This window comes from Streptomyces sp. M41 (assembly GCF_043673425.1).
In the GTDB taxonomy this organism is placed as follows: domain Bacteria; phylum Actinomycetota; class Actinomycetes; order Streptomycetales; family Streptomycetaceae; genus Streptomyces.
In genome coordinates, this window is record NZ_JBIMKE010000043.1 from 30,482 (window position 1) to 53,944 (window position 23,463).

The window sequence follows — 23,463 nt, forward strand, 5'->3', positions numbered from 1 at the left end:
GTGCAGTGGCCGGCGCCCTTGGTGCTGCTCCGCCGGGCCCGGCGTCAGGAGGGCAGCGACGTCTCCTTGGCGCGGGTGGCCTGAGGCGGTAGGGGCAGCGGGGCGGGCCGGGTCACCGTGTCGCGCCACAGCGCGCGGGCCGCGAGGAGGGTGGCGAGGACCAGCAGGCCGTTGCGCAGGAAGAGCAGGGTGACGCCGAGGCTGTCGGAGGCGACGACGTGCGCGAAATACACGGGGAACTCCAGGACCGTCACGAAGCACGCCGCGAGGACCAGTCCGACGGGCAGCGTCATCCGGCTGCCCCGGAAGCACAGGCACACGGCCGCGACGCCGACCAGCCACACCATGTACTGCGGGCTGATCACCCGGCTCGTCGTCACGAACATCAGCACCGCCACGAACGCCGCGTCGGCGAGCGTGTGCGACACGAACCGCCGTGCCCTCAGCCGCCACAGCAGCAGCCAGCCGAAGGCGATCGCGCTCAGCGCGAGGGCGGCATGGCTGACGACGTCGACGTACGGCCCGAGGAACTCCACCGAGCCGTAGTTCAACAGCACCTCGCCGTCCCAGCCGTACTGCCGGGCCACATGGAAGACCAGGGAGCCCAGCGACTCCACCTCGGTGCCGCGGTCCCGCTGGAAGGTCAGGAAGGCGAAGGCGCCGGGCATGGCGACGGCGAACAGCGCCGACAGGGCGCCTGCGGTCAGCGCCGCCGTGACCCAGGTGCTCCGCCTGCGGGCCGCCACCAGCAGCAGCACCGGCCACACCTTGAGCATCGCCCCGAACGCCGTCAGCGCCCCCATCAGCCGGGGATGCCGGACACCCGCGAGCAGCGCGGCCACGGCCGCGGCGGTGACCATCACGTCGTAGCGGGCGTACACCGTCGGTCCGAGCAGCGGTAGGCCCGCCACCCAGACCCAGGCCCCGCGCAGGGTCCGGCCGGGGCGCAGCCCGGTGTGGAGCAGGAGCAGCAGAACGGCCAGGTCGGCGGTGAAGCAGAGGACGAAGAACGCCGACGGGTAGTCCAGCCAGAACACCAGGGCGGGGGAGAGGACCGGCAGCGCGGCGGCGGGCGGGTACTGCCAGGTGACGTCGTCCTGCGGGAACGCTCCGGTGCGCAGGACGTCGTACCAGCCCTGGTAGATCACCGACACGTCGGTGGTGACGTCCGGCCCCGGGAACACGTACACCTTGAACACGCAGAGCAGCAGGGCCACCCTGGTCAGGGCCCAGACCACCGACGGCAGCGCCAGGGACCGCCGCGTGCCCTTCGTCTCCACCGGATCCCCTGCCGTTCGATTCCGCCCGAGAAGAACATGATGTCCTGTCCGGCTGTGAGCGGGCCACATACACGGCCGGGCCCCGGCCGTGTACGACTGTTTCGATAAGGTCGGCGGCGATGCACAAGACCCTGATCGTCACCAACGACTTCCCGCCCCGCCCCGGCGGCATCCAGGCGTTCCTGCACAACATGGCGTTGCGGCTCGACCCCGAGCGGCTGGTCGTCTACGCCTCCACCTGGAAGCGCACCCGCGAGGGCATCGAGGCCACCGCCGCCTTCGACGCCGAGCAGCCCTTCACGGTCGTACGGGACCGTACGACGATGCTGCTGCCGACGCCCGCGGCGACCCGGCGTGCGGTCGGCCTGCTGCGCGAGCACGGCTGTACGTCGGTCTGGTTCGGCGCGGCGGCCCCGCTCGGCCTGATGGCACCGGCCTTGCGCAAGGCGGGCGCCGAGCGCCTCGTCGCCACGACCCATGGGCACGAGGCGGGGTGGGCCCAGCTGCCCGCGGCCCGGCAGCTGCTGCGCCGGATCGGGGAGTCCACGGACACGATCACCTACCTCGGCGAGTACACGCGCTCACGGATCGCGACCGCGCTGACGCCCGAGGCCGCCTCCCGGATGGCCCAGCTGCCGCCCGGGGTCGACGAGAAGACCTTCCACCCGGGCTCCGGCGGCGAGGAGATCCGGGCACGGCTGGGGCTGACGGACCGCCCGGTCGTGGTCTGCGTCTCCCGACTGGTCCGCCGCAAGGGCCAGGACACCCTGATCCGGGCCATGCCCCGCATCCTGGCGGCCGAGCCGGAGGCGGTCCTGCTGATCGTGGGAGGCGGGCCGTACGAGCAGGACCTGCGCCGGATGGCCCGGGAGACCGGTGTCGCCGACTCGGTCCGCTTCACCGGCGCCGTCCCCTGGTCCGAGCTGCCCGCCCACTACGGCGCCGGCGACGTCTTCGCGATGCCGTGCCGGACGAGGCGGCGGGGGCTCGACGTGGAGGGGCTCGGCATCGTCTACCTGGAGGCATCGGCGACGGGGCTGCCGGTCGTCGCCGGCGACTCGGGCGGGGCGCCGGACGCGGTACTGGACGGCGAGACCGGGTGGGTCGTCCGGGGCGGTTCCCCTCAGGAGGCCGCCGACCGCATCGTCACCCTCCTGCAAGACGCCGAACTGCGCCGGCGCATGGGGGAGCGGGGCAGGCAGTGGGTCGAGGAGAAGTGGCGCTGGGACCTGCTGGCGGAGAACCTGCAGACGCTGTTGTAGGGCAACGCCCAGGGCCCCGGGGGCACGATCGCCCACCAGGAGATGCCCACCAGGAGACGCCAACCAGGAGTCGCCAACCAGGAGACGCTCACCGGTGTCGCCCACCGGCGTCGCCCGCCGAAGTCGCCCATCAGGAATAAGCCGCACCCCACTAGGCGGAACCCAATAATCCGCCCATGCTGCGCACATGACATCAAACCTGATGCAGCGTCAGCTGACAAGACGTCACATCCTCGGGATGGTCGCCCTCCAGACAGCCGCCGCGGCCGGCCTCACCCGCATCGGCCTCCAGTCCGCTCAGGCCGCCGAGCCCGAGGCGGTCCAGCACGCCCCCGCCATAGTCGTCGGCTCCGGCTACGGCGCCGCGGTCGCCGCCCTCCGCCTCGGACAGGCCGGCATCCGCACCCTGGTCCTGGAGATGGGCCGGCTCTGGACCGACCCCGGTCCCGACGGCAAGGTGTACTGCTCCACCCGCACCCCCGACCGCCGCTCCATGTGGTTCCGCACCCGGACCGAGGCCCCGCTCGCCACCTTCCTGTGGCTGGACGTCGTCAACAAGGACATCAGCCCCTACCCGGGCGTCCTCGACCGCGTCCACTACGACCACATGTCCGTGTACGTCGGCCGAGGCGTCGGCGGCGGCTCCCTGGTCAACGGCGGCATGGCCGTCACCCCGCTCCAGTCCTACTTCGCCGAGCAGTTCCCGACCGTGGACACCGCGGAGATGTACAGCACGTACTTCCCACGCGCCCGTTCCATGCTCGGCGTCAACACCGTCGATCCGGCGTGGTTCGAGTCCACGGAGTGGTACCGCTTCACCCGGATCTCCCGCAAGCACGCCGCCAAGGCCGGTCTGCGGACCACCTTCGTCCCCAACGTCTACGACTTCGGCCACATGCAGCGCGAGGCGGCCGGTACGGCGACCAGGTCCGCGCTCGCCGGCGAGGTCATCTACGGCAACAACCACGGCAAGCGCACCCTCGACAAGACGTATCTGGCCGCCGCGCTCGGCACCGGGAACGTCACCATCCACACCCTGGAGAAGGTGCGGACGGTCAGCAGGGCGGCCGACGGAACCTATGTGCTGACCGCCGACCGGATCGACGACACCGGCACGGTCGTGGAGACCAAGGAGTACGGCTGTACGTACCTCTTCCTCGGCGGCGGCAGCATCGGCACCACCGAACTCCTCGTCCGCGCCCGCGAGTCGGGCACCCTGCCCGCCCTGGACCCGAGCGTCGGCACCGGATGGGGGCCCAACGGCAATGTGATGCTGGGGCGGGCCAACCATCTGTGGGACACGGTCGGGGCGAACCAGTCGACCATCCCGGTCATGGGCATCGACGACTGGGCCAACACCGCCAACCCCGTCTTCGCCGAGATCGCGCCCCTGCCCACGGGGCTGGAACACTGGGTCAGCCTCTATCTGGCGATCACCAAGAACCCGCAGCGGGCGTCGTTCGCGTACGACTCGGGCAGCGGCGCCGTGCGGCTCGGGTGGAGCGCGGCGCAGAGTGCCGTGTCGATGGGCATGGCGAAGAAGCTGTTCGACCGGATCAACAGGGCGAACGCCACCATCTACCGGTACGACCTGTTCGGCTCCGGCAGCAGGGTCTTCGCCGACGACTTCACCTACCACCCGCTGGGCGGCTGCGTGCTGGGGAAGGCGACCGACGACTACGGCCGGGTGAAAGGGTATTCACGGCTGTACGTCACCGACGGCTCGCTCGTGCCCGGGTCGATCGGGGTGAACCCGTTCGTCACGATCACCGCGCTCGCCGAACGGACGATGGCGCGGGTCCTCGTGGAGGACACCGCGCCATGAGCCGTCGTACCGCCGCCCCGGACACCGCTTCGGGGAGGGCCTGCTACTTGCGGTAGATCGCCTCGATCTCGTCCGCGAAGTCCTTCGCCACGACGTTGCGCTTGAGCTTCAGCGACGGCGTCAGATGGCCCGAATCCTCCGTGAACTGGGAGGGCAGAATGCGGAACTTCCGCACCGATTCCGCCTTCGACACCGCGGCGTTGCCGTCGTCGATCGCGGCCTGGATCGCGGCGTTCAGGTCCGCGTCCCCGGTCAGCGACGCCGCGGTGGAGCCCGCGGGCTTGCCGTGTTCGGCGGCCCAGCGGCCCAGGAACTCCTCGTCGATGGTGACCAGCGCGCCTACGAACGGCCGCCCGTCGCCCACCACCATGCACTCCGCGACCAGGGCATGTGCCCGGATGCGGTCCTCGATCACGGCCGGCGCGACGTTCTTGCCGCCCGCGGTGACGATGATCTCCTTCTTGCGGCCGGTGATCCTCAGATAGCCGTCCTCGTCGAGGGTGCCGATGTCACCGGTGTGGAACCAGCCGTCGGCCAGCGCCTCCTCGGTCGCGCCCGGGTTGTTCCAGTACTCCTTGAACAGGTGCTCGCCGTGCAGCAGCACCTCACCGTCGTCCGCGATGCGCACCACGGAACCCGGCAGCGGCTGACCGACCGTGCCGATCTTCTGCCGGTCCCAGGGGTTGAAGGCGGTGGCGGCACAGGACTCGGTCAGGCCGTAGCCCTCCAGCACCGTGAAGCCGATGCCGCGGAAGAAGTGCCCGAGCCGCTCGCCCAGCGGGGCACCGCCGGAGATGGCGTACTCGCCCCGGCCGCCGAGGACCGCGCGCAGCTTGCTGTAGACGAGCTTGTCGAACACCTTGTGCTTGACCTTCAGCCCGAAGGCCGGGCCCGACGGGGTGTCCAGCGCCTTGCTGTACGCGATCGCGGTGTCCGCGGCCTTGTCGAAGATCTTGCCCTTGCCGTCCGCCTGGGCCTTGGCGCGCGCCGAGTTGTAGACCTTCTCGAAGACCCGGGGCACGCCCAGGATCAGCGTCGGGCGGAACGAAGCCAGCTCGTCGGTGAGGTCCTTGATGTCCGGGACCGTGCCCAGCGTGATCGGCGCCACGAGCGGTGCGATCTGGACCATGCGGCCGAACACGTGCGCGAGCGGCAGAAAGAGCAGCACGCTGCACTCGCCGGTACGGAACAGCGGGCGCAGGCGCTCCACGATGTTCCCGCACTCGGCGAAGAAGCTGCGGTGGGTGAGCACACAGCCCTTGGGGCGCCCGGTGGTGCCGGAGGTGTACACGATGGTCGCCGGGTCGTCGGCCTTCGCCAGCGAGCTGCGCTCCTCGACGGTGGCGTCGCTGATGTCCTGGCCGAGCCGGCCCAGCTCCTCGATGCCGCCGGCCTCGATCTGCCAGACGTGCTTGAGCGACGGCAGCCGGTCGCGCACCGACTCGACGGCGGCCGTGTGGCCGTCCAGCTCCGTGATCATGGCGGTCGCGCCCGAGTCGCCGAGGATCCACTGGACCTGCTCCGGGGAGCTGGTCTCGTACACCGGCACGGTGATCGCGCCCGCCGACCAGATCGCGAAGTCGAGCAGGGTCCACTCGTAGCGGGTACGGGACATCAGACCGACCCGGTCGCCCGGCTGCACCCCGGCGGCGATGAGCCCCTTCGCGGCCGAGCGCACCTCGGCCAGGAACGCGGTGGCCGTCACGTCCTGCCAGGCACCGCCCACCTTGCGGGCGATGACGGCGACGTCCGGGTGCTGCGCGGCGTTTCTGCGGACGATGTCGGTGAGATTTCCGTCCGCAGGGACCTCGTACAAAGCCGGAAGGCTGAACTCGCGCAAGACTGCTGCTCCTCATAGGGCGCCGGCGCCACGACGTTGTGTGATGCGACGGGGTGGTCCAAGGCTCGGGCAAGTGCTCGGGGATTCACATGTTGAAATCCTGAGCACGACTGGACCGACCGGACGTTACCCGCCGGTATGGCTTCTTCGACAGGGGTTCCCGGCGAGATGTTCGCTGCGTCACACGGATTGGTGTTTCTGCGCGCACAGTAGTCGAGCGGTCTGACGACTGGCCAGTAACCAGGGGTACGGCCGCCACTGTTCACGTATGCCGCACACGCCTACCCTTGATCGCCATGGCACCCACACCGACGGGAAACCGCACGACACGCGTGCATGTGGTCAGCGATGTGCACGGCAACGCCCGCGACCTGGCCAGGGCCGGCGAGGGAGCCGACGCCCTGATCTGCCTGGGCGACCTGGTGCTGTTCCTGGACTACGCCGACCACTCGCGCGGCATCTTCCCCGACCTGTTCGGCGTGGCGAACGCCGACCGCATCGTGGAGCTGCGCACCGCCCGGCGCTTCGAGGAGGCCCGGGAGTTCGGGGCGCGGCTGTGGGCAGGGATCGGCGGGGACCGGCGCGCGGTGATCGAGAAGGCGGTGCGCAAGCAGTACGCCGAGATGTTCGCGGTGCTCCCGACGCCGACGTACGCCACCTACGGCAATGTCGACATGCCGCCCCTGTGGCCGGAGTACGCCGGGCCCGGCACGACCGTGCTGGACGGGGAGCGGGTGGAGATCGGGGGCTGGACCTTCGGGTTCGTCGGCGGCGGCCTGCGCACAGCGATGCGCACCCCGTACGAGATCAGCGACGAGGAGTACGCCGCGAAGATCGAGGCCGTGGGGGAGGTCGACGTGCTGTGCACGCACATCCCGCCGGAGGTGCCGGAGCTGGTCTACGACACGGTGGCGCGGCGCTTCGAGCGCGGCAGCCGGGCACTGCTGGAGGCGATTCGCCGCACCCGCCCCCGCTACTCCCTTTTCGGCCATGTCCATCAGCCGCTGGTCCGGCGGATGCGGATCGGTGCGACGGAGTGCGTGAACGTCGGGCACTTCGCGGCGTCCGGGAAGCCCTGGGCACTGCAATGGTGAGCGGATCCGGGGCCACTTTGTGATCCCGGGGGCGGTTTCCCGACGACCGCGCAGGTGGGGGTGAAGTCGGCTGGTCGGGCGCGCGGTAGCCTTCACGCGGCGCACGCGTGCGCACCACGACTTCATACCGGCCCGCATCTGGAGGAGCCACGGCGATGGCGGAACACACCAGCTCGAGCATCACGATCGAGGCGGCACCGGCCGACGTCATGGGGGTGATCTCCGACTTCGCCCGTTACCCGGACTGGACCGGCGAGGTGAAGGAGGCGGAAGTCCTCAAGACCGACACCGAGGGCCGCGCCGAGCAGGTCCGTCTCGTCATGGACGCCGGCGCCATCAAGGACGACCAGGTGCTGGCGTACACCTGGGGCGGTGAGCACGAGGTGTCCTGGACGCTGGTGAAGTCCCAGATGCTGCGGTCGCTGGACGGCTCGTACATCCTCAAGCCGGCCGGGGCGGGTGCCACCGAGGTCACCTACCAGCTGACGGTCGACGTCAAGATCCCGATGCTGGGCATGATCAAGCGCAAGGCCGAGAAGGTCATCATCGACCGGGCGCTGGCGGGCCTGAAGAAGCGCGTGGAGTCGGGCAAGTAGGACCCGCCGACGGGGCGCCGACGGGCTGCCCGGGCGCGGACCTGGGCTTTCCCGCGCCCACACGGTGCAGCCGCACGGTGGACACGGCCCGGCGTCCCCCGGGCCGTCTCGGTTACCGTTCACCCCCATGCGCACCATCCTGATCACCGGCCCCGGCGGCAGCGGCCGTACCACCGTCGCCGCAGCCACCGCGCTGACGGCGGCGGCCACCGGCACCAGAACCCTGGTCCTCAGCGCCGACCGCACCGACACCCTGGGTGCCGCCCTCGGCGTGACCACGGGCGTGACCCCGACCGAGGTCACCGAGAACCTCACCGCCTGGCGCCCCGACGCCGCCGCCGGTTTCCGCGACGACCTCGCCGCCTTCCAGGAACGCGCCACCACCGCCCTCGACCTCCTCGGCGCCTCCCGCCTCGACCCGGAAGAGGTCACCCCCCTGCCCGGGGCCGAGGAACTCGCGCTGCTGCGTGCCCTGCGCGACGCCGCCCTCGCCGAGGCCCATGACCTCCTCGTCGTCGACCTCCCCGCCACCCCGCACGCCCTCGCCCTCCTCTCACTCCCCGAGGAACTGCGCCGCTATCTGCGCCGCCTGCTGCCCTCCGAGCGGCAGGCGGCCCGCGCCCTGCGCCCCGTCCTCGGCCGGCTGGCCGGGGTCCCGATGCCCGCGGAGTGGCTCTACGAGACCGCGGCCCGCTGGGACGTCGAACTCGCCGCCGTCCAAGCCGTCGTCACCGACCGCGACACCGTCGTACGGCTGGTCGCCGAACCCGGCCCGGGCGGCGCCGACGCCGTCCGTGACGCCACCCTCGCCCTCGCCCTGCGCGGCCTGCGCCCCGACCTGCTGATCGCCAACCGGCTGCTGCCGGAGACGGAGGCGCCGGCCGGCAGCTGGCTCTCCGGCCCCGTCACCCAGCAGCGCAAGGTCCTGGAGGAATGGCGGGAGCAGCACGACGTGCACACCGTCACCCACCTCGGCCACGACCCGCGCGGCACCGACGACCTCGACGCCCTCGCCGTGCCGCCCGCCGTCAACGACACGTCCTCCACCGTCGAGTGGCCCGTCACCGACCGGCTCGCCGACGACGGCGTCCTCGTCTGGCACATCCCCCTGCCCGGCGCCGTACGCGACGAACTCGACCTCGTCCGGCGCGGCGACGAACTCGTGGTCACCGCCGCCCGGTTCCGGCGTATCGTGCCCCTTCCGTCGGCCCTGCGCCGGTGCCGGGTGGCCGGGGCGGCGCTGCGGGACGGCGAGCTGCGCATCCGGTTCGCGCCGGATCCGGACCTGTGGCCGCGGACCCGGTGAAGCAGGTACGCCCGTTCGGGTAACGTCGGAGAGACGAACCGTAGTCAGGAGTCCGTCATGAGCGAAGAGCTCCCCCCGTCCGACGCGTGGGGGTCCCCCCGGTCGAGCGAACCCGAGAGCGGGGGAGAGCACGAGGCGATCGACGAGGTGCGGGCGACCGACGCCGACGCCTGGGCCACGGCGTGCGCCGAGGACCTCGAGTCGGAGAAGGCCCGCCGCCGCGCCGAGCGCGGCACGCCCCCCGGTTCGGCCGCCGAGGAGCTGCGCAAGCTCGTCGACGCCGTCGCGGACAAGCTGTCGGGCATCCAGTCCCCGCTGCTCGGCGCGGTGGCCGGACCCGCAGCTCAGCAGGTGGTCAAGCAGGTCGTGGACCAGGCCAGGGCCGCCGTCGAGCCGGTCATAGAGCGCAACCCGGACGTCTTCGACCACCTCGCCGCGGCCGGCAGCGAACTGCTCGCCGCCTACCGCTCCGCGGTCCAGGCGCAAGAACGCCGCTGGACGGCCGGCGACACCGACGGCCACGACCTCGAGGAGCGCCCCGACCGGGGCGACGACACCGGGCCCGGCCAGCGCATCGACCTCGACTGATCCCCCGGGACGGCCGCCGGGCGGAGCCCGTGCGCCGCCTGGCCATGGGCCTGTCCGCCCGGCGGACGACGAGAACCCCACGGCGGGGCCTCGGGTACGGTTGGCCGTAGCGGGGCTCGACCGAAACTGAGGGATTCATGGGACTCACCATCGGCGTCGACATCGGCGGCACGAAGATCGCGGCCGGCGTGGTCGATGAGGAAGGCAACATCCTCTCGACCCACAAGGTGCCGACCCCGGGCACGCCCGAGGGCATCGTGGACGCCATCGCCTCCGCGGTGGAGGGCGCGCGCGCCGGGCACGAGATCGTCGGCGTGGGTATCGGTGCGGCCGGATACGTCAACCGCCAGCGCTCGGAGGTGTACTTCGCCCCGAACATCGACTGGCGCAACGAGCCGTTGAAGCAGCAGGTCGAGGCCCGCGTCGGCCTCCCCGTCGTCGTGGAGAACGACGCCAACGCGGCGGCCTGGGGCGAATACAAGTTCGGTGCGGGCAAGGGTCACCGCAACGTCATCTGCATCACGCTGGGCACCGGCCTCGGCGGCGGCATCATCATCGGCAACAAGCTGCGCCGCGGGCACTACGGCGTGGCCGCCGAGTTCGGCCACATCCGCATGGTGCCGGACGGCCTGCTGTGCGGCTGCGGCAGCCAGGGCTGCTGGGAGCAGTACGCCTCCGGCCGGGCCCTCGTCCGCTACGCCAAGCAGCGCGCCAACGCCACCCCGGAGAACGCCGAGATACTCCTCGGCATGGGCGACGGCACCCCCGACGGCATCGAGGGCAAGCACATCTCCATGGCCGCCCGCCAGGGCGACGCGGTCGCCGTCGACTCCTACCGCGAGCTCGCCCGCTGGGCCGGTGCGGGCCTCGCGGACCTCGCCTCCCTGTTCGACCCGTCCGCCTTCATCGTCGGCGGCGGCCTCTCGGACGAGGGCGAACTGGTCCTCGACCCCATCCGCAAGTCCTACAAGCGCTGGCTGGTCGGCGGCAACTGGCGCCCGGTGGCCGACGTCATCGCCGCCCAGCTGGGCAACGAGGCCGGGCTGGTGGGCGCGGCGGACCTGGCCCGCGAGCCGGACCCGATCATGTAAGGCCCGCCTTTCCGCGACGGCGGCTGCCACGTCTTCAGGGGCGCGGGGACTGCGCGACGAGCCACATCCGACCGGCACTCGCGCATCGACCTCGCGCCCCGAGTCATTGGGCGTAGATTGATCGACATGGAGCTGCTGCCCAACTCCCACACAGAGCCCGACGGTTCCGCACTCATCCGCGTCCTCAGCTACAACATCCGCTCGATGCGCGACGACACCACCGCCCTCGCCCGCGTCATCGACGCCTGCGACCCCGATCTGGTCCTCGTCCAGGAAGCCCCGCGTTTCTTCCGCTGGCGAAAGAAGCTCTCCCGCCTGGCCCACGCGGCGAACCTCGTCATCCTCACCGGCGGCGCCACGGCTGCGGGCCCGGCGATCCTCTGCAACCTGAGGGCCACCGTCGAGCGCACGGAGGATGTCCTGCTGCCCCTCACCCCGGGACTGCACCGGCGTGGCTTCGCCACCGCTGTGGTCCGCTTCGGCGGCGCCCGCCTCGGCGTCCTGAGCTGCCACCTCTCCTTGCAGAAGGACGAACGGCTCGAGCAGGGCGGCATGCTGCTCGACCGGCTGGCGGCGATGGGCGTGGAGCACGCCGTCGCGGGCGGCGACCTCAATGAACGCCCCGCCGGCCGCACCTTCCGCCGTATCGCCGAGGGCCTTCAGGACTGCTGGGCCACCGCGCCCTGGGGCGGCGAGTACACCTCGACCCCCCTCGACCCGCATCAGCGCATCGACGCGATCTTCGCCACCAAGGCCGTCGAGGTGCTCGGCTGCGGAGTCCCCGTGGGCCACCCAGGGGTGACGGAGGCAGACCTGAGGGCGGCCACGGACCACCTTCCGGTGCTGGCCGCCCTCAGAATTCCCGCGGTTCACTAGGTCGAAGGAGGTACGCCGGGCGGCTCAGGAACGAGGTACGCCGGGCGAACGCGGTACACCGGGCGGCGGGAGCGCCTCGCCTCGGGTCAGACCACGGCGCCCCGCCCCGGATCGTCGTCGTCCTCGTCGTCCGGCCGCATCCGCATCACCAGCGTGGCGAAGCCGCCCAGGAACCCGCCGACGCCCAGCGTGCCCAGCCACCAGGTCATGTCCCACTCGAACACCACGGCGAGCAGCAGCAGGACCGGCCCGCCGAGCACCCCGAGCCAGGCGAACTTCGCCGTCGCGTCGGCGACGGGCAGCGGGGGCGGCTCCGGCGGTACGAAATGACCCTCGTCGTCGGCGTCGAAGTCGTCCTCGGACGGCTCCGGCACGGTGTAGTCGCGCGGTCCGACACCGGGCGCGAAGGAGATGGAGCTGCCGAGCGGCTTGACCGGCTTGTCCACCCCGACCCCCGCAGCCCCAGCGGATTCACCTGCTTCCGCCGGCTCCCCGGCCTCCACGCGCTCCTCGGACGCCTCATCCTGGTCGGCCCCGGCGTCCTGCGTGCCGGTCGCGGACCTGGACTTCCCGCTCGGCCGGTCGCCCGTCCCGTCGCCCGCGGCGTCGTTCGTGCCGTCCTTCGGGTCGGGTTCCGGCAGAGCCAGGTCCTTGATGGACTTGAAGGGCTTCGTACCCGGCGGGTCCGCCGGCTCGTCGCCGTACCCGGCGACGATCGCGGCCCAGGCGGCGTCCTCGTCGAACGGGACGTGCTGCTCTTCCGGCTCGCGATCGTCGCTGTCCTCGCGCCTGTCGCGGTCGGAGTCGTGCTCAGCCACCTGCGGTCGTCCCTTCTCTGCCGGCGCCGGTCGCGAGCCGGTCCATGAAGCCGAGGCTCTCCTCGAAGATCCGGTTCGCGTCATGGTCCAACGTCGCGACGTGGCAGCTCTGTTCCAGCACGATCTCCGTTACGTCCGTCGAGGACACCCTGCTCAGGATCCGCGCCGTGTCCGCCGCCGGGACCACATGGTCGTGGGCGCTGCGCAGCACCAGCAGCGGCTGGGTGACCTGCGGCAACTCGCCGTCGACCATGCGGTAGAAGGTGCGCAGCGAGTTCGCTGCGTGCAGCGGCACCCGGTCGTACCCGACTTCCACGCCGCCCTGCGCGATGTCCCCGGTGATCCCGCGCGTCGTACGCACCACATGGCGCAGAACCGGAAGGGCGGAGGCGGACACGCCGTGCACCTTGTTCGCCGGGTTGACGACCATGACACCGGCGACGTCCTCGCCGTGCTTCGCGGCGAGCCGCAGGGCGAGCGTGCCGCCCATGGACAGGCCGGCCACGACGACCCGCTCGCAGCGGTCACGCAGGTCGCGCAGGGCGCGGTCCACCTCGGCGTACCAGTCCTGCCAGCCGGTGAGCTGCATGTCCTCCCAGCGGGTGCCGTGCCCCGGCAGCAGCGGCAGCGAGACGGTGTGCCCGCGCTCGGCGAGATACGCCGCCCACGGGCGCAGCGACTGGGGGGAACCGGTGAAGCCGTGGCAGAGCAGCACTCCGACCTCCCCGCCCTCATGGCGGTACGGCTCGGCTCCGGGAAGGAGCGGCACCTTGACGGTCTCCTGTTCGTGAGAAGGACGGCAGGAACGGGCACAACGAGCGCGGCGGCACGAACCCACGCGGCCGAGCCGCACGGCGATACAGCCAGGTGTGCTTCACCGTACGCGACCGCACTGACACCGACCAGGGTCGTCGGAGTCTTTGACAGTGCTCCGGGTTAAGGTCTGATCTACAGACACAGGAGGCACTCGGTTGTTGTACGGCGCGATGAAGGTGGCCATCGGGGGACCGCTGAAGGTCGCTTTCAGGCCCTGGGTGGAAGGGCTGGAGCACATTCCCGCCGACGGGCCCGCGATCCTGGCGAGCAACCACCTGTCCTTCTCGGACTCGTTCTTCCTGCCCGCGGTCCTCGACCGCAAGGTCACCTTCATCGCGAAGGCCGAGTACTTCACGACGCCGGGCGTCAAGGGCCGGCTCACGGCCGCGTTCTTCAAGGGCGTCGGCCAGCTGCCCGTGGACCGCTCCGGAGGGCGCGGTGCGGGTGAGGCGGCGATCAAGAGCGGCATAGACGTGCTCGAGCGCGGTGAGCTGTTCGGCATCTATCCGGAGGGCACGCGCTCGCCCGACGGCCGCCTGTACCGGGGCAAGCCCGGCGGCCTCGCGCGCGTGGCGCTCGCCACCGGCGCGCCGGTGATCCCGGTCGCCATGATCGACACGGAGAAGATCCAGCCGCCGGGCCAGGTCATGCCCAAGCTCATGCGCCCGGGCATCCGGATCGGCGAGGCCATGGACTTCAGCCGGTACCAGGGGATGGAGCACGACCGCTTCGTGCTGCGCGCGCTGACCGACGAGGTCATGTACGAGATCATGAAGCTCTCCGGCCAGGAGTACGTCGACATGTACGCGACGGCCGCCAAGCGCCAGATCGCCGAGGCGGCGAAGGCCGAGAAGGAACAGGCGCGGAAGAAGAAGGAACAGTCCGAATAGAGTCGGCGGCATCCGAGCCGGGGGGTGGGGGCCAGTGGCGAAGCGCGAGCGGGTCATGAGGATGTCCGTCGAGCAGCCGCTGTGGCGTGCGCTCACCGGGTACCGCGTGCTGACCCTGGTGTACGCGATCGGGCTGTTCATCAGCGCCCACGACCAGGTCGCCAGGCCCTGGGTGGCCATCGCCTACTACGCGGTCCTGGCCGTCTGGACGCTGGCCACCCTGCCCAGGGTCGCGGGCGCGGCGAGCTGCACCAGGCGCTTCCTCGCCGTGGACCTCACCATCGCCCTGACCGGCATCCTGCTCACCCGGCTCGCCGAGTCGCCCGAGCGGATCGACGCCGGCGCTCCGACCCTGCCGTCGATATGGACGGCGGGCGCCGTGCTGGCGTTCGCCATCAAGGGGGGCTGGCGCTGGGCCGCGTTCGCCTCCACGCTGGTCGCCGCCGCCAACCTGATCGAACGCTCGGGGGTGCCCACCCGGGACACCGTCCACATGGTGCTGCTCGTGTGGATCGCCTCGATCGCGATCGGCTACGTCGTCGAGGTCGCCCGTGCCTCCGAGCGCACCCTCGCCCGCGCCCTGGAGATCGAGGCGGCCACCCGTGAACGGGAGCGGCTCGCCCGGGACATCCACGACAGCGTGCTCCAGGTGCTGGCGATGGTGCAGCGGCGTGGCGCCGTCATCGGCGGTGAGGCGGCCGAGCTCGGCCGGATGGCAGGCGAGCAGGAGGTCGCGCTGCGCACGCTGGTTTCGGGCGGGCTGGTGCCCGTCTCACGGGTCTCGGAGGACGCCGCCGACGGGGCCCTCGTACACGCCGTGGACGAACCGGACGACGCCGCGGGACCGGTCGATCTGCGCGCGCTGCTCGCCCCGTACGCCTGCGCGAAGGTCAGCCTCGCCGAGCCCGGCGCGCCCGTCCCGCTGGCACCGGCCGCCGCGCGTGAGCTGGCCGCCGCCGTGGGCGCCGCCCTGGACAACGTCCGCAGGCACGCGGGGGAGCACGCGCGCGCGTGGATCCTCGTCGAGGACGAGCCCGACGAGGTGATCGTCACCGTGCGCGACGACGGCCCCGGCATCCCCGAGGGCCGGCTCGCGCAGGCCGAGGGCGAGGGGCGGCTCGGGGTCGCCCTGTCGATCCGGGGGCGGCTGCGGGACCTCGGCGGGAGCGCCGAGCTGATCTCGGTACCGGGGCAGGGCACCGAAGTGGAACTGAAAGTACCGAAGCACAGCAGCGCTTCACGGGGGAAGGCGAGGCAGCGATGACGGACACCGCGAGCGGACCGGACGCACAGCAGGGCACGATCAGGGTCATGGTGGTCGACGACCACCCCATGTGGCGCGACGCCGTCGCCCGCGACCTCGCCGAGTCCGGCTTCGACGTGGTCGCCACCGCGGGCGACGGCGACCAGGCGGTGCGCCGCGCCAAGGCCGCCGCCCCCGACGTCCTCGTTCTCGACCTGAACCTGCCGGCCAAGCCCGGCGTCCAGGTCTGCAAGGAACTCGTCGGCCACAACCCCGCCCTGCGCGTCCTCGTCCTGTCCGCGAGCGGAGAGCACGCCGACGTCCTGGAGGCCGTGAAGTCCGGCGCCACCGGCTATCTGCTGAAGTCGGCGTCCACCGAGGAGCTGCTGGACGCGGTGCGCCGTACCGCCGTCGGCGACCCCGTGTTCACCCCGGGCCTCGCCGGACTGGTCCTCGGGGAGTACCGCCGCCTCGCCTCCGAACCGGCGCCCGCCGCGCTCGACGCCGACCAGCCGGGAGCCCCGCAGCTCACCGAGCGTGAGACCGAGGTGCTGCGCCTCGTCGCCAAGGGCCTGAGCTACAAGCAGATCGCCGAACGCCTGGTCATCTCCCACCGCACGGTCCAGAACCACGTCCAGAACACCCTCGGCAAACTCCAGTTGCACAACCGCGTGGAGCTGGTGCGGTACGCGATAGAGCGCGGCCTCGACGACGAGTGATCCAACGGTCGTCCGTTTGACGGCGCGTAAACCGAACACCCGGCGGTTCACCGGAATTGCCGTTCCGACCCATCCCGTTGTGACCTGGCTCACCATTAGCGTGGCCTCACCAGGCAACCGCGGCGAAGGGATATTTCCATGCGGGTCGGAGTACTGACCGGAGGCGGCGACTGCCCCGGTCTCAACGCCGTCATCCGGGCCGTCGTCCGCAAGGGCGTGCAGGAGTACGGCTACGACTTCGTCGGCTTCCGGGACGGCTGGCGAGGTCCGCTCGAGAACGACACCGTCCGTCTCGACATCCCCGCCGTGCGCGGCATCCTGCCCCGCGGCGGCACCATCCTCGGCTCCTCGCGCACCAACCCCCTCAAGCAGGAGGACGGCATCCGCCGTATCAAGGAGAACCTCGCCAAACAGGAGATCGAGGCGCTCATCGCGATCGGCGGCGAGGACACCCTCGGCGTCGCCACCCGGCTGTCCGACGAGTACGGCGTGCCCTGCGTCGGCGTGCCGAAGACCATCGACAACGACCTGTCCGCCACCGACTACACCTTCGGCTTCGACACCGCCGTCGGCATCGCGACCGAGGCCATCGACCGGCTGCACACCACCGCCGAGTCCCATATGCGTGTCCTGGTCGTCGAGGTGATGGGCCGTCACGCGGGCTGGATCGCCATCCACTCCGGCCTGGCCGGCGGCGCCAACGCCATCCTCATCCCGGAGCAGCGCTTCGACGTCGACAAGGTGTGCGCGTGGGTGACCTCGCGCTTCAAGGCGTCCTACGCCCCGATCGTGGTCGTCGCCGAGGGCGCCATGCCCAAGGACGGTGACATGGTCCTCAAGGACGAGTCGCTGGACTCCTTCGGGCACGTCCGGCTGTCCGGCGTCGGCGAGTGGCTCTCCAAGGAGATCGAGAAGCGGACCGGGAAGGAGGCCCGCACGACCGTCCTCGGCCATGTCCAGCGCGGCGGTACGCCCAGCGCCTTCGACCGCTGGCTGGCCACCCGCTTCGGGCTGCACGCCGTCGAGGCCGTCCACGACGGCGACTTCGGCAAGATGGTCGCCCTGCGCGGCACCGACATCGTCCGCGTCCCGATCGCCGACGCCACGGCCCGGCTGAAGACGGTGGACCCGAAGCTCTACGACGAGGTCGGGGTCTTCTTCGGCTGATCCCGGACACGCACCCGCACGCGCGGCGGCCGGCGCCCCTCGTCGCCGGCCGCCGCGAAGCCGCCCCTACGAAGCCGACGGCTGCTCGGAGAACGTGCCGCGCAGCCGGCCCACCAGCTCCCGCACCACGGCCGCGCCGTTCAGCGTCAGCACCGACTCCGGGTGGAACTGGACCCCGGCGAACCCGGGGCCGCGCAGGGCATGCACCTCACCGTTGCCGGCCCGGCTGACCTCGACGCCGTGCGCGGTGAGCTCCTCCAGGGCCTCGTCGTCGCAGCGCGCCACGAAGGAGTTGTAGAAGCCGACCGTCTCCGGCCGTCCGAACAGGTCGATCGTGGTCTGCGCGCCCTGGTACGGCACTTCCTTGCGTACGATCTCCAGCCCCAGCTCGGCCGCGATCAGCTCGTGCCCGAGGCAGACGCCGAGCACACCCTGGCGATGGCCGCGGATGACCTCGGAGGCCAGATCGCGCAGGAAGCTCATCTTCGGGTCGGTGAGGTCGGACGGGTCACCCGGGCCGGGGCCCAGCACCAGCGGGCCCTCGTGCGCGAGCACCGCCTCCCGCAGCCCTTCCTCGTCGTAGCGCCGGACGGTGACCTCCAGGCCGCCCGACCGCAGGACGTGCGCCAGCATCGCCGTGAAGGTGTCCTCCCCGTCCACGACCAGCGCGTGCCCGCCGAGCCCGGCCTCCCGCGCCGCGGGCTCCTGCATCCGCAACCAGAACGGGGCCAGCGAGGCCCGGCGCCCGTCGAGCGCGGCACGCACGCGTGGATCGTCGGCGAGGCGCACGCGCGCGTGCTCCGCACTCGACCGGGACGGACGCACGCCGAGGGCCGTCAGCACCCCCGCCGCCTTCGCATGGGTCTCCGCGACCTCGCCGGCCGGGTCCGAGCCGCGCACCAGCGTGGCACCGACCGGTACCCGCAGGCCGCCGTCCGCGTCGATGTCGGCGGTGCGGATGAGGATGGGGGAGTCGAGGGTCTGGGCCCCGCCGGAGTCCCGGCCGATCAGCGCCAGCGCCCCCGCGTAGTACCCGCGCCCTCCGACCTCGTGCCGCTCGATCACCCGGCACGCGTTCTGCACGGGTGAGCCGGTCACGGTGGCCGCGAACATGGTCTCGCGCAGCACCTCCCGCACATCCAGCGAGGACTTCCCGCGCAGCTCGTACTCGGTGTGCGCGAGGTGCGCCATCTCCTTCAGCCGGGGCCCGACGACCACCCCGCCCATGTCACCGACGGTGCACATCATCTTGAGCTCCTCGTCGACCACCATCGACAGCTCCTCGATCTCCTTGCCGTCGGCGAGGAAGTCCAGCAGGTGCTCGGGCGTCGGCCCCTCGGCGGGATAGCGGTACGTCCCGCTGATCGGGTTCATGACGACGGTCCCGCCGGACATCCGCACATGCACCTCGGGGCTGGCCCCGACCAGCGTCCGCCCACCCGTCTCCCGCCCCCGCCCTTGCAACGAAGGCCCTTCGGGCCCTGTCTGATTTCCGGTGTGCACGACGAACGTCCAGTACGCGCCTCGCTCGCCCTCCAGCAGCCGCCGGAACAGCGCCAGCGCGTCGGCCCGCCCGAATCCGGGGATCCGGCCCTCGTACGTCCGCCGGATCACGAAGTTCGCGCCCTCGCCCCGCCCGATCTCCTCCCGCAGCACACGCCCGACGATCTCGCCGTACTCCTCGTCGCCCACGTCGAAGCCGCCGCCCTCGACCCGGACGTCATGTGCGGGCAGCTGCGCCAGCGCGTCGGCCAGGGAGATGCCGTACGTCTCCTCGGGCACCAGGACGGACAACGGCGTGCCGTCGTCCGTCACGTCGAAGCCGCGCTCGCGGATCTGGCGGAAGGGGACGAGGGCGAGGCCCTCGTCGGGGAGATCGGCGATGCGGTCGCAGGCGGCGACCGGGCCGAGGAGCACCTCCACGGTGTCCTCGTCGTGGCCCGGGGTGCGGCGGCGCAGCAGGGCGAACGGTCGGGGATCGTCGAGCAGGTCGAGCAGCTGCATGGGTCCGTTTTCCTTCTCGCTGGGAGGAACGGACCCCGGGAAACACCGAAGGCCGCCCCTCGGGCGGCCTTCGCGAAGTCTGTCGTACGCGCAGTCAGTGGGCCGCCGGATGAGCGGTCCACCACCAGTTCTGGGTCGAGTGCGCGAACATGACAGGCACCCTACCGCATGTCCGAGTCGTGTACCTCGTGTCTCAATTGCTGGGCATGGGGCAGGACGCCCGACACGACCCCGTAGTGTTGAGGTCGTGACCGTGAACGCTAAGACCAGCGCAAGCGCTGGCAACACCTGGCGAGATCTGCCCGCGGCGCAGCAGCCCGAGTACCCCGACCTTGAGGCTCTGCGCGCAGTCGTTGCGGACCTCGAGTCGTATCCGCCGCTCGTCTTCGCGGGCGAGTGCGATCAGCTGCGCGCCCGGATGGCGGCCGTCGCCAAGGGAGAGGCGTTCCTCCTCCAGGGCGGCGACTGCGCCGAGGCGTTCGACGCGGTGTCCGCCGACCACATCCGCAACAAGCTCAAGACCCTGCTCCAGATGGGCGCAGTGCTGACGTACGCCGCGTCCGTCCCCGTGGTGAAGGTCGGCCGTATCGCCGGCCAGTACTCCAAGCCGCGCTCCAAGGGCACCGAGACCCGCGACGGCGTGACCCTGCCGACGTACCGCGGCGACTCGGTCAACGGCTTCGACTTCAACGAGGCCGCCCGCGTCCCCGACCCCGAGCGCCTGAAGCGGATGTACAACGCGTCCGCCTCCACGCTCAACCTGGTGCGTGCCTTCACCACCGGCGGCTACGCCGACCTGCGCCAGGTGCATGCCTGGAACCAGGACTTCGTGAAGTCGTCCCCGTCCGGCCAGCGCTACGAGCAGCTCGCGCGCGAGATCGACCAGGCGCTGAACTTCATGCACGCCTGCGGGGCCGACCCGGAGGAGTTCAAGACGGTCGAGTTCTACGCCTCGCACGAGGCGCTGCTGCTCGACTACGAGTCCGCCCTGACCAGGGTCGACTCGCGGACCGGGCAGCTGTACGACGTCTCCGGGCACATGGTGTGGATCGGTGAGCGCACCCGGCAGCTGGACGGCGCGCACATCGAGTTCGCCTCGAAGATCCGCAACCCGATCGGCATCAAGCTCGGCCCGACCACGACGGCCGAGGAGGCGCTGCAGTACATCGACCGCCTCGACCCCGAGCGCGAGCCGGGCCGGCTGACCTTCATCGTCCGGATGGGCGCCGACAAGATCCGCGACCGCCTTCCCGAGCTGGTCGAGAAGGTCACCGCCTCGGGCGCCACCGTGGCCTGGGTGACCGACCCGATGCACGGCAACACCTTCGAGGCGGCCTCCGGGCACAAGACCCGCCGCTTCGACGACGTGCTGGACGAGGTCAAGGGCTTCTTCGAGGTCCACAAGTCCCTCGGCACCCACCCGGGCGGCATCCACGTGGAGCTCACCGGCGACGATGTCACCGAGTGCGTGGGCGGCGGCGACGAGATCTTCGTCGACGATCTGCACCAGCGCTACGAGACGGCTTGCGACCCGCGGCTGAACCGCAGCCAGTCGCTCGACCTGGCCTTCCTTGTCGCGGAGATGTACCGGGACCAGTGACCTGGCGGGTTGCCACCCGAGCATGGATTGGGGCGCGGATCACATACGATCCGCGCCCCACCCCACTTTTGCGGCTCCTGTCCGCCGGGTAAGGTTAGGTTAGCCTCACCGATCAAGAGGGTCACTCGGTAAATCGGTACGGCACGACTTATCGAACCCCGGCGGGAGGTGAACCGCGTGTACGTGTGCAGTTGCTTCGGCGTCACCGAGCAGCAGGTCCAGCAGCACGCGGAGAGCGGCGCCTGCACGCCCCGCCAGATCGCGTCGGCCTGCAAGGCGGGCACCGACTGCGGCTCGTGCGTACGACGCATCCAGGCGATCCTGGGCAGGGGCGCGTGCCCGCGCCGTGAGCTGGCCGACCAGGGCAGGCCGGTGCTTTCCGAGCTGGAGGACGCGGCCTGGTCCGGCCGCGAGGCTGCGGCCTAGCTGGGCTGCTCGATCTGCTGGGCGATGTACAGCGCCTCACCGAGCTTGTCGATGAGCTCCAGCTGCGTGTCCAGGTAGTCGATGTGGTGCTCCTCGTCCGCGAGGATCGACTCGAAGAGGTTCGCGGACGTGATGTCGCCCTTGGTCCTCATCACCTCGATGCCGCGCTTGAGGCGGTCGATGGCCTCGACCTCGACCTGTCGGTCGGCCTGGAACATCTCGGTGACCGTCTGGCCCACCCGGACATGGAACAGCCGCTGGTAGTTGGGCAGGCCGTCCAGCATCAGAATGCGCTCGGTGATCTTGTCCGCGTGCTTCATCTCGTCGATGGATTCTTCACGCGTGTACTTGGCGAGCTTGGTCCAGCCCTTGTTGTCCTGGATCCGGTAATGCAGCCAGTACTGGTTGATCGCCGTCAGCTCGCCGGTCAGCTGCTCGTTCAGGAATTCGAGAACCTCGGGGTCGCCCTGCATCGCAGCGGCTCCTTCCAAGCGGGGGGAACTGGCAGGTTGCGCCGCATGATTGCACTGGCGGCGAAGATCGTCCAGTAAGTCTTCACTTAGTAAGTAAGGGCATGCTTAGTCCGGTTTGATGTGGTTTGAGGGGAGGGTGGTCCGGTACACCGCCCGAGGTCTGTCAGGATGGAGTCATGGGTCAGCCGGTGGAGCGCGAATCTGGAGCAGCAGCACACTCCGAACTTCCGCCGGGACAGCGAGTGCAGCGCGGCTGGCCGGTCACGCACTACGGCCCGGTCCCCAAGTTCCGTCCCGAGCGCTGGGAGTTCCGGGTCTTCGGGGCCACCGCCGACGGCGAGAAGCACTGCTGGACCCATGAGGAGTTCACGGCCCTGCCGTACACCACCGTCGTCGCCGATCTGCACTGCGTCACAAAATTCAGCATGCTCGGCGCGGAGTGGGGCGGCATCCCGGCCCGCACGATCCTGGAGATCGCCCCGCCCGCCTCGTCGGTCACTCATGTGATGGTGTGGGCGGAGTACGGCTTCAGCTCCAACCTCCGTCTGGCCGACTTCGCCGCCGCGGGCGCGATCTTCGCCACCCACAAGGACGGCGAGCTGCTCACCGCCGAGCACGGCTTCCCCCTCCGTCTGGTCGTCCCCCATCTGTACGCCTGGAAGGGGCCCAAGTGGGTCCGGGGCGTGGAGTACATGACCGCCGACCGCCGCGGCTTCTGGGAGGAGCGCGGCTACCACAACATCGGCGATCCCTGGAAAGAGCAGCGCTACTCGTACCAGGAGGAGCCCGGGGACGGCCCCGAGCTCTGATCCCCGGCCCCGTCGCCGCCCGTCAGTGGTGGTACCGGTGCACCACCGCGTGACCCTTGCCCCGGCCGATCATCCACCTGTTCACCGGCATGGTCAGTACGAAGGCGACGGCCAGCGCGATCGCCAGCACCCACCAGAACAGCGGGTCGGCGAGTCCGGCGTCCATGGCACCCGGCCACAGCACGATCACACCGTTGTCCACCAGCTCCATCACCGCGATCGACAGCGTGTCCGCGGCCAGTGCCACCTTGAGCGCGGCCCGCAGGCCGACGCCCGCCTTCATCACGCCCCACAGGGTGAGCGCATAGCCGAAGGCGAAGGCGAGGGTGATCGCCAGGATCAGCGTCGGCACGTCACCCCAGCCGAGCGCGGTGCCGATCACCATGCCCAGCACCTCGCCGATGGCGCAGCCGGTGAGGCAGTGCAGGGTGGCCCGGACGGCCATCGCCCAGGTGCCGGCGACGGCCACCGGGTGGTGCTGAGCGGGTGCCTGGTGCGCTTGGTGCTCCATGGGTGCCCCCAATGCCGGTTCGCGGTGCCTGCATCGAGTCGAACCATATACCCCCTGGGGGTATTCCCGAATGCTCCGGGGAATCCCCGCGCGGGCCGGGCGGCGAGCCAGGGTCTCTCGTTGGATCAGGTCGGCATGATCCAACGACAGGCCCTAGGTGTATTGACCCGCAGGGTTGTTCACACGGCTGATCGGTGGCTGGCCGCCGAGTGCGGTGTGGCAGCGATGG

Annotated in this window: 23 protein-coding genes; 15 read left to right on the top strand and 8 right to left on the bottom strand. The window is 70.9% G+C overall.

Features of this window, described 5'->3' with window-relative positions; translation table 11 throughout:
• Nucleotides 1-44 precede the first annotated feature (44 nt).
• Nucleotides 45-1,280 (bottom strand): glycosyltransferase 87 family protein, encoded by a 1,236-nt coding sequence (locus ACHBTE_RS33585; protein WP_394729128.1) that lies wholly within the window; start codon nt 1,278-1,280, stop codon nt 45-47.
• A 119-nt stretch (nt 1,281-1,399) separates the two neighbouring features.
• On the opposite strand from ACHBTE_RS33585, the gene ACHBTE_RS33590 reads away from it, so the two are divergent.
• Both ACHBTE_RS33590 and ACHBTE_RS33595 read left to right on the top strand, forming a co-directional pair.
• Nucleotides 1,400-2,542 carry a glycosyltransferase family 4 protein gene (locus ACHBTE_RS33590; protein WP_394729130.1) on the top strand — a complete coding sequence of 381 codons (1,143 nt, stop codon included), beginning with the start codon at nt 1,400-1,402 and terminating at the stop codon, nt 2,540-2,542.
• Between the two features lie 238 nt (nt 2,543-2,780).
• Nucleotides 2,781-4,367, top strand: coding sequence for a GMC oxidoreductase (locus tag ACHBTE_RS33595; protein WP_394729172.1), 1,587 nt, complete (start codon nt 2,781-2,783; stop codon nt 4,365-4,367).
• 43 nt (nt 4,368-4,410) lie between these two features.
• Here ACHBTE_RS33595 and ACHBTE_RS33600 read toward each other — a convergent pair whose 3' ends face one another.
• Nucleotides 4,411-6,207, bottom strand: a complete 1,797-nt coding sequence (locus ACHBTE_RS33600; RefSeq protein ID WP_394729132.1) for an AMP-dependent synthetase/ligase — start codon at nt 6,205-6,207, stop codon at nt 4,411-4,413.
• Nucleotides 6,208-6,503: 296 nt separating this feature from the next.
• Here ACHBTE_RS33600 and ACHBTE_RS33605 point away from each other — a divergent pair, with 296 nt between their 5' ends.
• The 6 genes from ACHBTE_RS33605 (at nt 6,504) to ACHBTE_RS33630 (ending at nt 11,758) form a co-directional block, all read left to right on the top strand.
• The gene (locus ACHBTE_RS33605) at nt 6,504-7,301 is read left to right on the top strand and encodes a metallophosphoesterase (protein WP_394729134.1); all 798 of its coding nucleotides are present in this window, start codon (nt 6,504-6,506) and stop codon (nt 7,299-7,301) included.
• Nucleotides 7,302-7,456: 155 nt separating this feature from the next.
• Nucleotides 7,457-7,897, top strand: coding sequence for an SRPBCC family protein (locus ACHBTE_RS33610; protein ID WP_394729136.1), 441 nt, complete (start codon nt 7,457-7,459; stop codon nt 7,895-7,897).
• 127 nt (nt 7,898-8,024) lie between these two features.
• On the top strand, nt 8,025-9,203 hold the full coding sequence (locus ACHBTE_RS33615; protein ID WP_394729138.1) for an ArsA family ATPase: 1,179 nt from the start codon (nt 8,025-8,027) through the stop codon (nt 9,201-9,203).
• A 57-nt stretch (nt 9,204-9,260) separates the two neighbouring features.
• Nucleotides 9,261-9,791 carry a DUF5304 domain-containing protein gene (locus tag ACHBTE_RS33620; protein ID WP_394729140.1) on the top strand — a complete coding sequence of 177 codons (531 nt, stop codon included), beginning with the start codon at nt 9,261-9,263 and terminating at the stop codon, nt 9,789-9,791.
• A gap of 137 nt (nt 9,792-9,928) precedes the next feature.
• Nucleotides 9,929-10,882, top strand: coding sequence for an ROK family glucokinase (locus tag ACHBTE_RS33625; RefSeq protein ID WP_394729142.1), 954 nt, complete (start codon nt 9,929-9,931; stop codon nt 10,880-10,882).
• Nucleotides 10,883-11,008: 126 nt separating this feature from the next.
• A complete protein-coding gene (locus ACHBTE_RS33630; RefSeq protein WP_394729144.1) occupies nt 11,009-11,758 on the top strand; it encodes an endonuclease/exonuclease/phosphatase family protein in 750 nt (249 codons plus the stop codon).
• An 86-nt stretch (nt 11,759-11,844) separates the two neighbouring features.
• On the opposite strand, the gene ACHBTE_RS33635 is transcribed toward ACHBTE_RS33630, so the two are convergent.
• Both ACHBTE_RS33635 and ACHBTE_RS33640 read right to left on the bottom strand, forming a co-directional pair.
• Complete coding sequence (locus ACHBTE_RS33635) at nt 11,845-12,576, bottom strand: hypothetical protein (protein ID WP_394729146.1); 732 nt, start codon at nt 12,574-12,576, stop codon at nt 11,845-11,847.
• Nucleotides 12,569-13,345, bottom strand: coding sequence for an alpha/beta hydrolase (locus ACHBTE_RS33640; protein WP_394729148.1), 777 nt, complete (start codon nt 13,343-13,345; stop codon nt 12,569-12,571). Before ACHBTE_RS33640 ends, ACHBTE_RS33635 begins: the two co-directional genes overlap by 8 nt.
• A 205-nt stretch (nt 13,346-13,550) precedes the next feature.
• Between ACHBTE_RS33640 and ACHBTE_RS33645 the strand changes: the two genes are divergently transcribed.
• The 4 genes from ACHBTE_RS33645 to ACHBTE_RS33660 all read left to right on the top strand — a co-directional run bounded on the left by ACHBTE_RS33645 (nt 13,551) and on the right by ACHBTE_RS33660 (nt 17,411).
• Nucleotides 13,551-14,282, top strand: coding sequence for a lysophospholipid acyltransferase family protein (locus ACHBTE_RS33645; RefSeq protein WP_394729150.1), 732 nt, complete (start codon nt 13,551-13,553; stop codon nt 14,280-14,282).
• A gap of 34 nt (nt 14,283-14,316) precedes the next feature.
• Nucleotides 14,317-15,546 (top strand): MacS family sensor histidine kinase, encoded by a 1,230-nt coding sequence (gene macS / locus ACHBTE_RS33650; protein ID WP_394729152.1) that lies wholly within the window; start codon nt 14,317-14,319, stop codon nt 15,544-15,546.
• A complete protein-coding gene (locus ACHBTE_RS33655; protein ID WP_394729154.1) occupies nt 15,543-16,244 on the top strand; it encodes a response regulator in 702 nt (233 codons plus the stop codon). The genes macS and ACHBTE_RS33655 overlap by 4 nt, the downstream gene beginning before the upstream one ends.
• 138 nt (nt 16,245-16,382) lie before the next feature.
• Nucleotides 16,383-17,411: a 6-phosphofructokinase gene (locus ACHBTE_RS33660; RefSeq protein WP_394729156.1), complete on the top strand. Its 1,029-nt coding sequence runs from the start codon at nt 16,383-16,385 to the stop codon at nt 17,409-17,411.
• Nucleotides 17,412-17,477: 66 nt separating this feature from the next.
• On the opposite strand, the gene ACHBTE_RS33665 is transcribed toward ACHBTE_RS33660, so the two are convergent.
• Together ACHBTE_RS33665 and ACHBTE_RS33670 are read right to left on the bottom strand one after the other, a co-directional pair.
• On the bottom strand, nt 17,478-19,415 hold the full coding sequence (locus tag ACHBTE_RS33665) for an anthranilate synthase family protein (protein ID WP_394729158.1): 1,938 nt from the start codon (nt 19,413-19,415) through the stop codon (nt 17,478-17,480).
• 94 nt (nt 19,416-19,509) lie between these two features.
• Complete coding sequence (locus ACHBTE_RS33670; protein ID WP_071528813.1) at nt 19,510-19,566, bottom strand: trp operon leader peptide; 57 nt, start codon at nt 19,564-19,566, stop codon at nt 19,510-19,512.
• Between the two features lie 96 nt (nt 19,567-19,662).
• Here ACHBTE_RS33670 and ACHBTE_RS33675 point away from each other — a divergent pair, with 96 nt between their 5' ends.
• Together ACHBTE_RS33675 and ACHBTE_RS33680 are read left to right on the top strand one after the other, a co-directional pair.
• A complete protein-coding gene (locus ACHBTE_RS33675; RefSeq protein ID WP_394729160.1) occupies nt 19,663-21,015 on the top strand; it encodes a class II 3-deoxy-7-phosphoheptulonate synthase in 1,353 nt (450 codons plus the stop codon).
• 168 nt (nt 21,016-21,183) lie between these two features.
• Complete coding sequence (locus tag ACHBTE_RS33680; RefSeq protein WP_394729162.1) at nt 21,184-21,441, top strand: bacterioferritin-associated ferredoxin; 258 nt, start codon at nt 21,184-21,186, stop codon at nt 21,439-21,441.
• Here the strand turns inward: ACHBTE_RS33680 and bfr are convergent.
• On the bottom strand, nt 21,438-21,914 hold the full coding sequence (gene bfr / locus ACHBTE_RS33685) for a bacterioferritin (protein ID WP_394729164.1): 477 nt from the start codon (nt 21,912-21,914) through the stop codon (nt 21,438-21,440). The two genes, ACHBTE_RS33680 and bfr, sit on opposite strands and share 4 nt — an antisense overlap.
• Nucleotides 21,915-22,090: 176 nt before the next feature.
• Between bfr and ACHBTE_RS33690 the strand changes: the two genes are divergently transcribed.
• Entirely contained in the window at nt 22,091-22,723 is a 633-nt protein-coding gene (locus ACHBTE_RS33690; RefSeq protein ID WP_394729166.1) for a sulfite oxidase-like oxidoreductase, read from the top strand.
• Nucleotides 22,724-22,745: 22 nt separating this feature from the next.
• Here ACHBTE_RS33690 and ACHBTE_RS33695 read toward each other — a convergent pair whose 3' ends face one another.
• A complete protein-coding gene (locus tag ACHBTE_RS33695) occupies nt 22,746-23,234 on the bottom strand; it encodes a DUF4396 domain-containing protein (RefSeq protein WP_394729168.1) in 489 nt (162 codons plus the stop codon).
• Between the last annotated feature and the right edge of the window lie 229 nt (nt 23,235-23,463).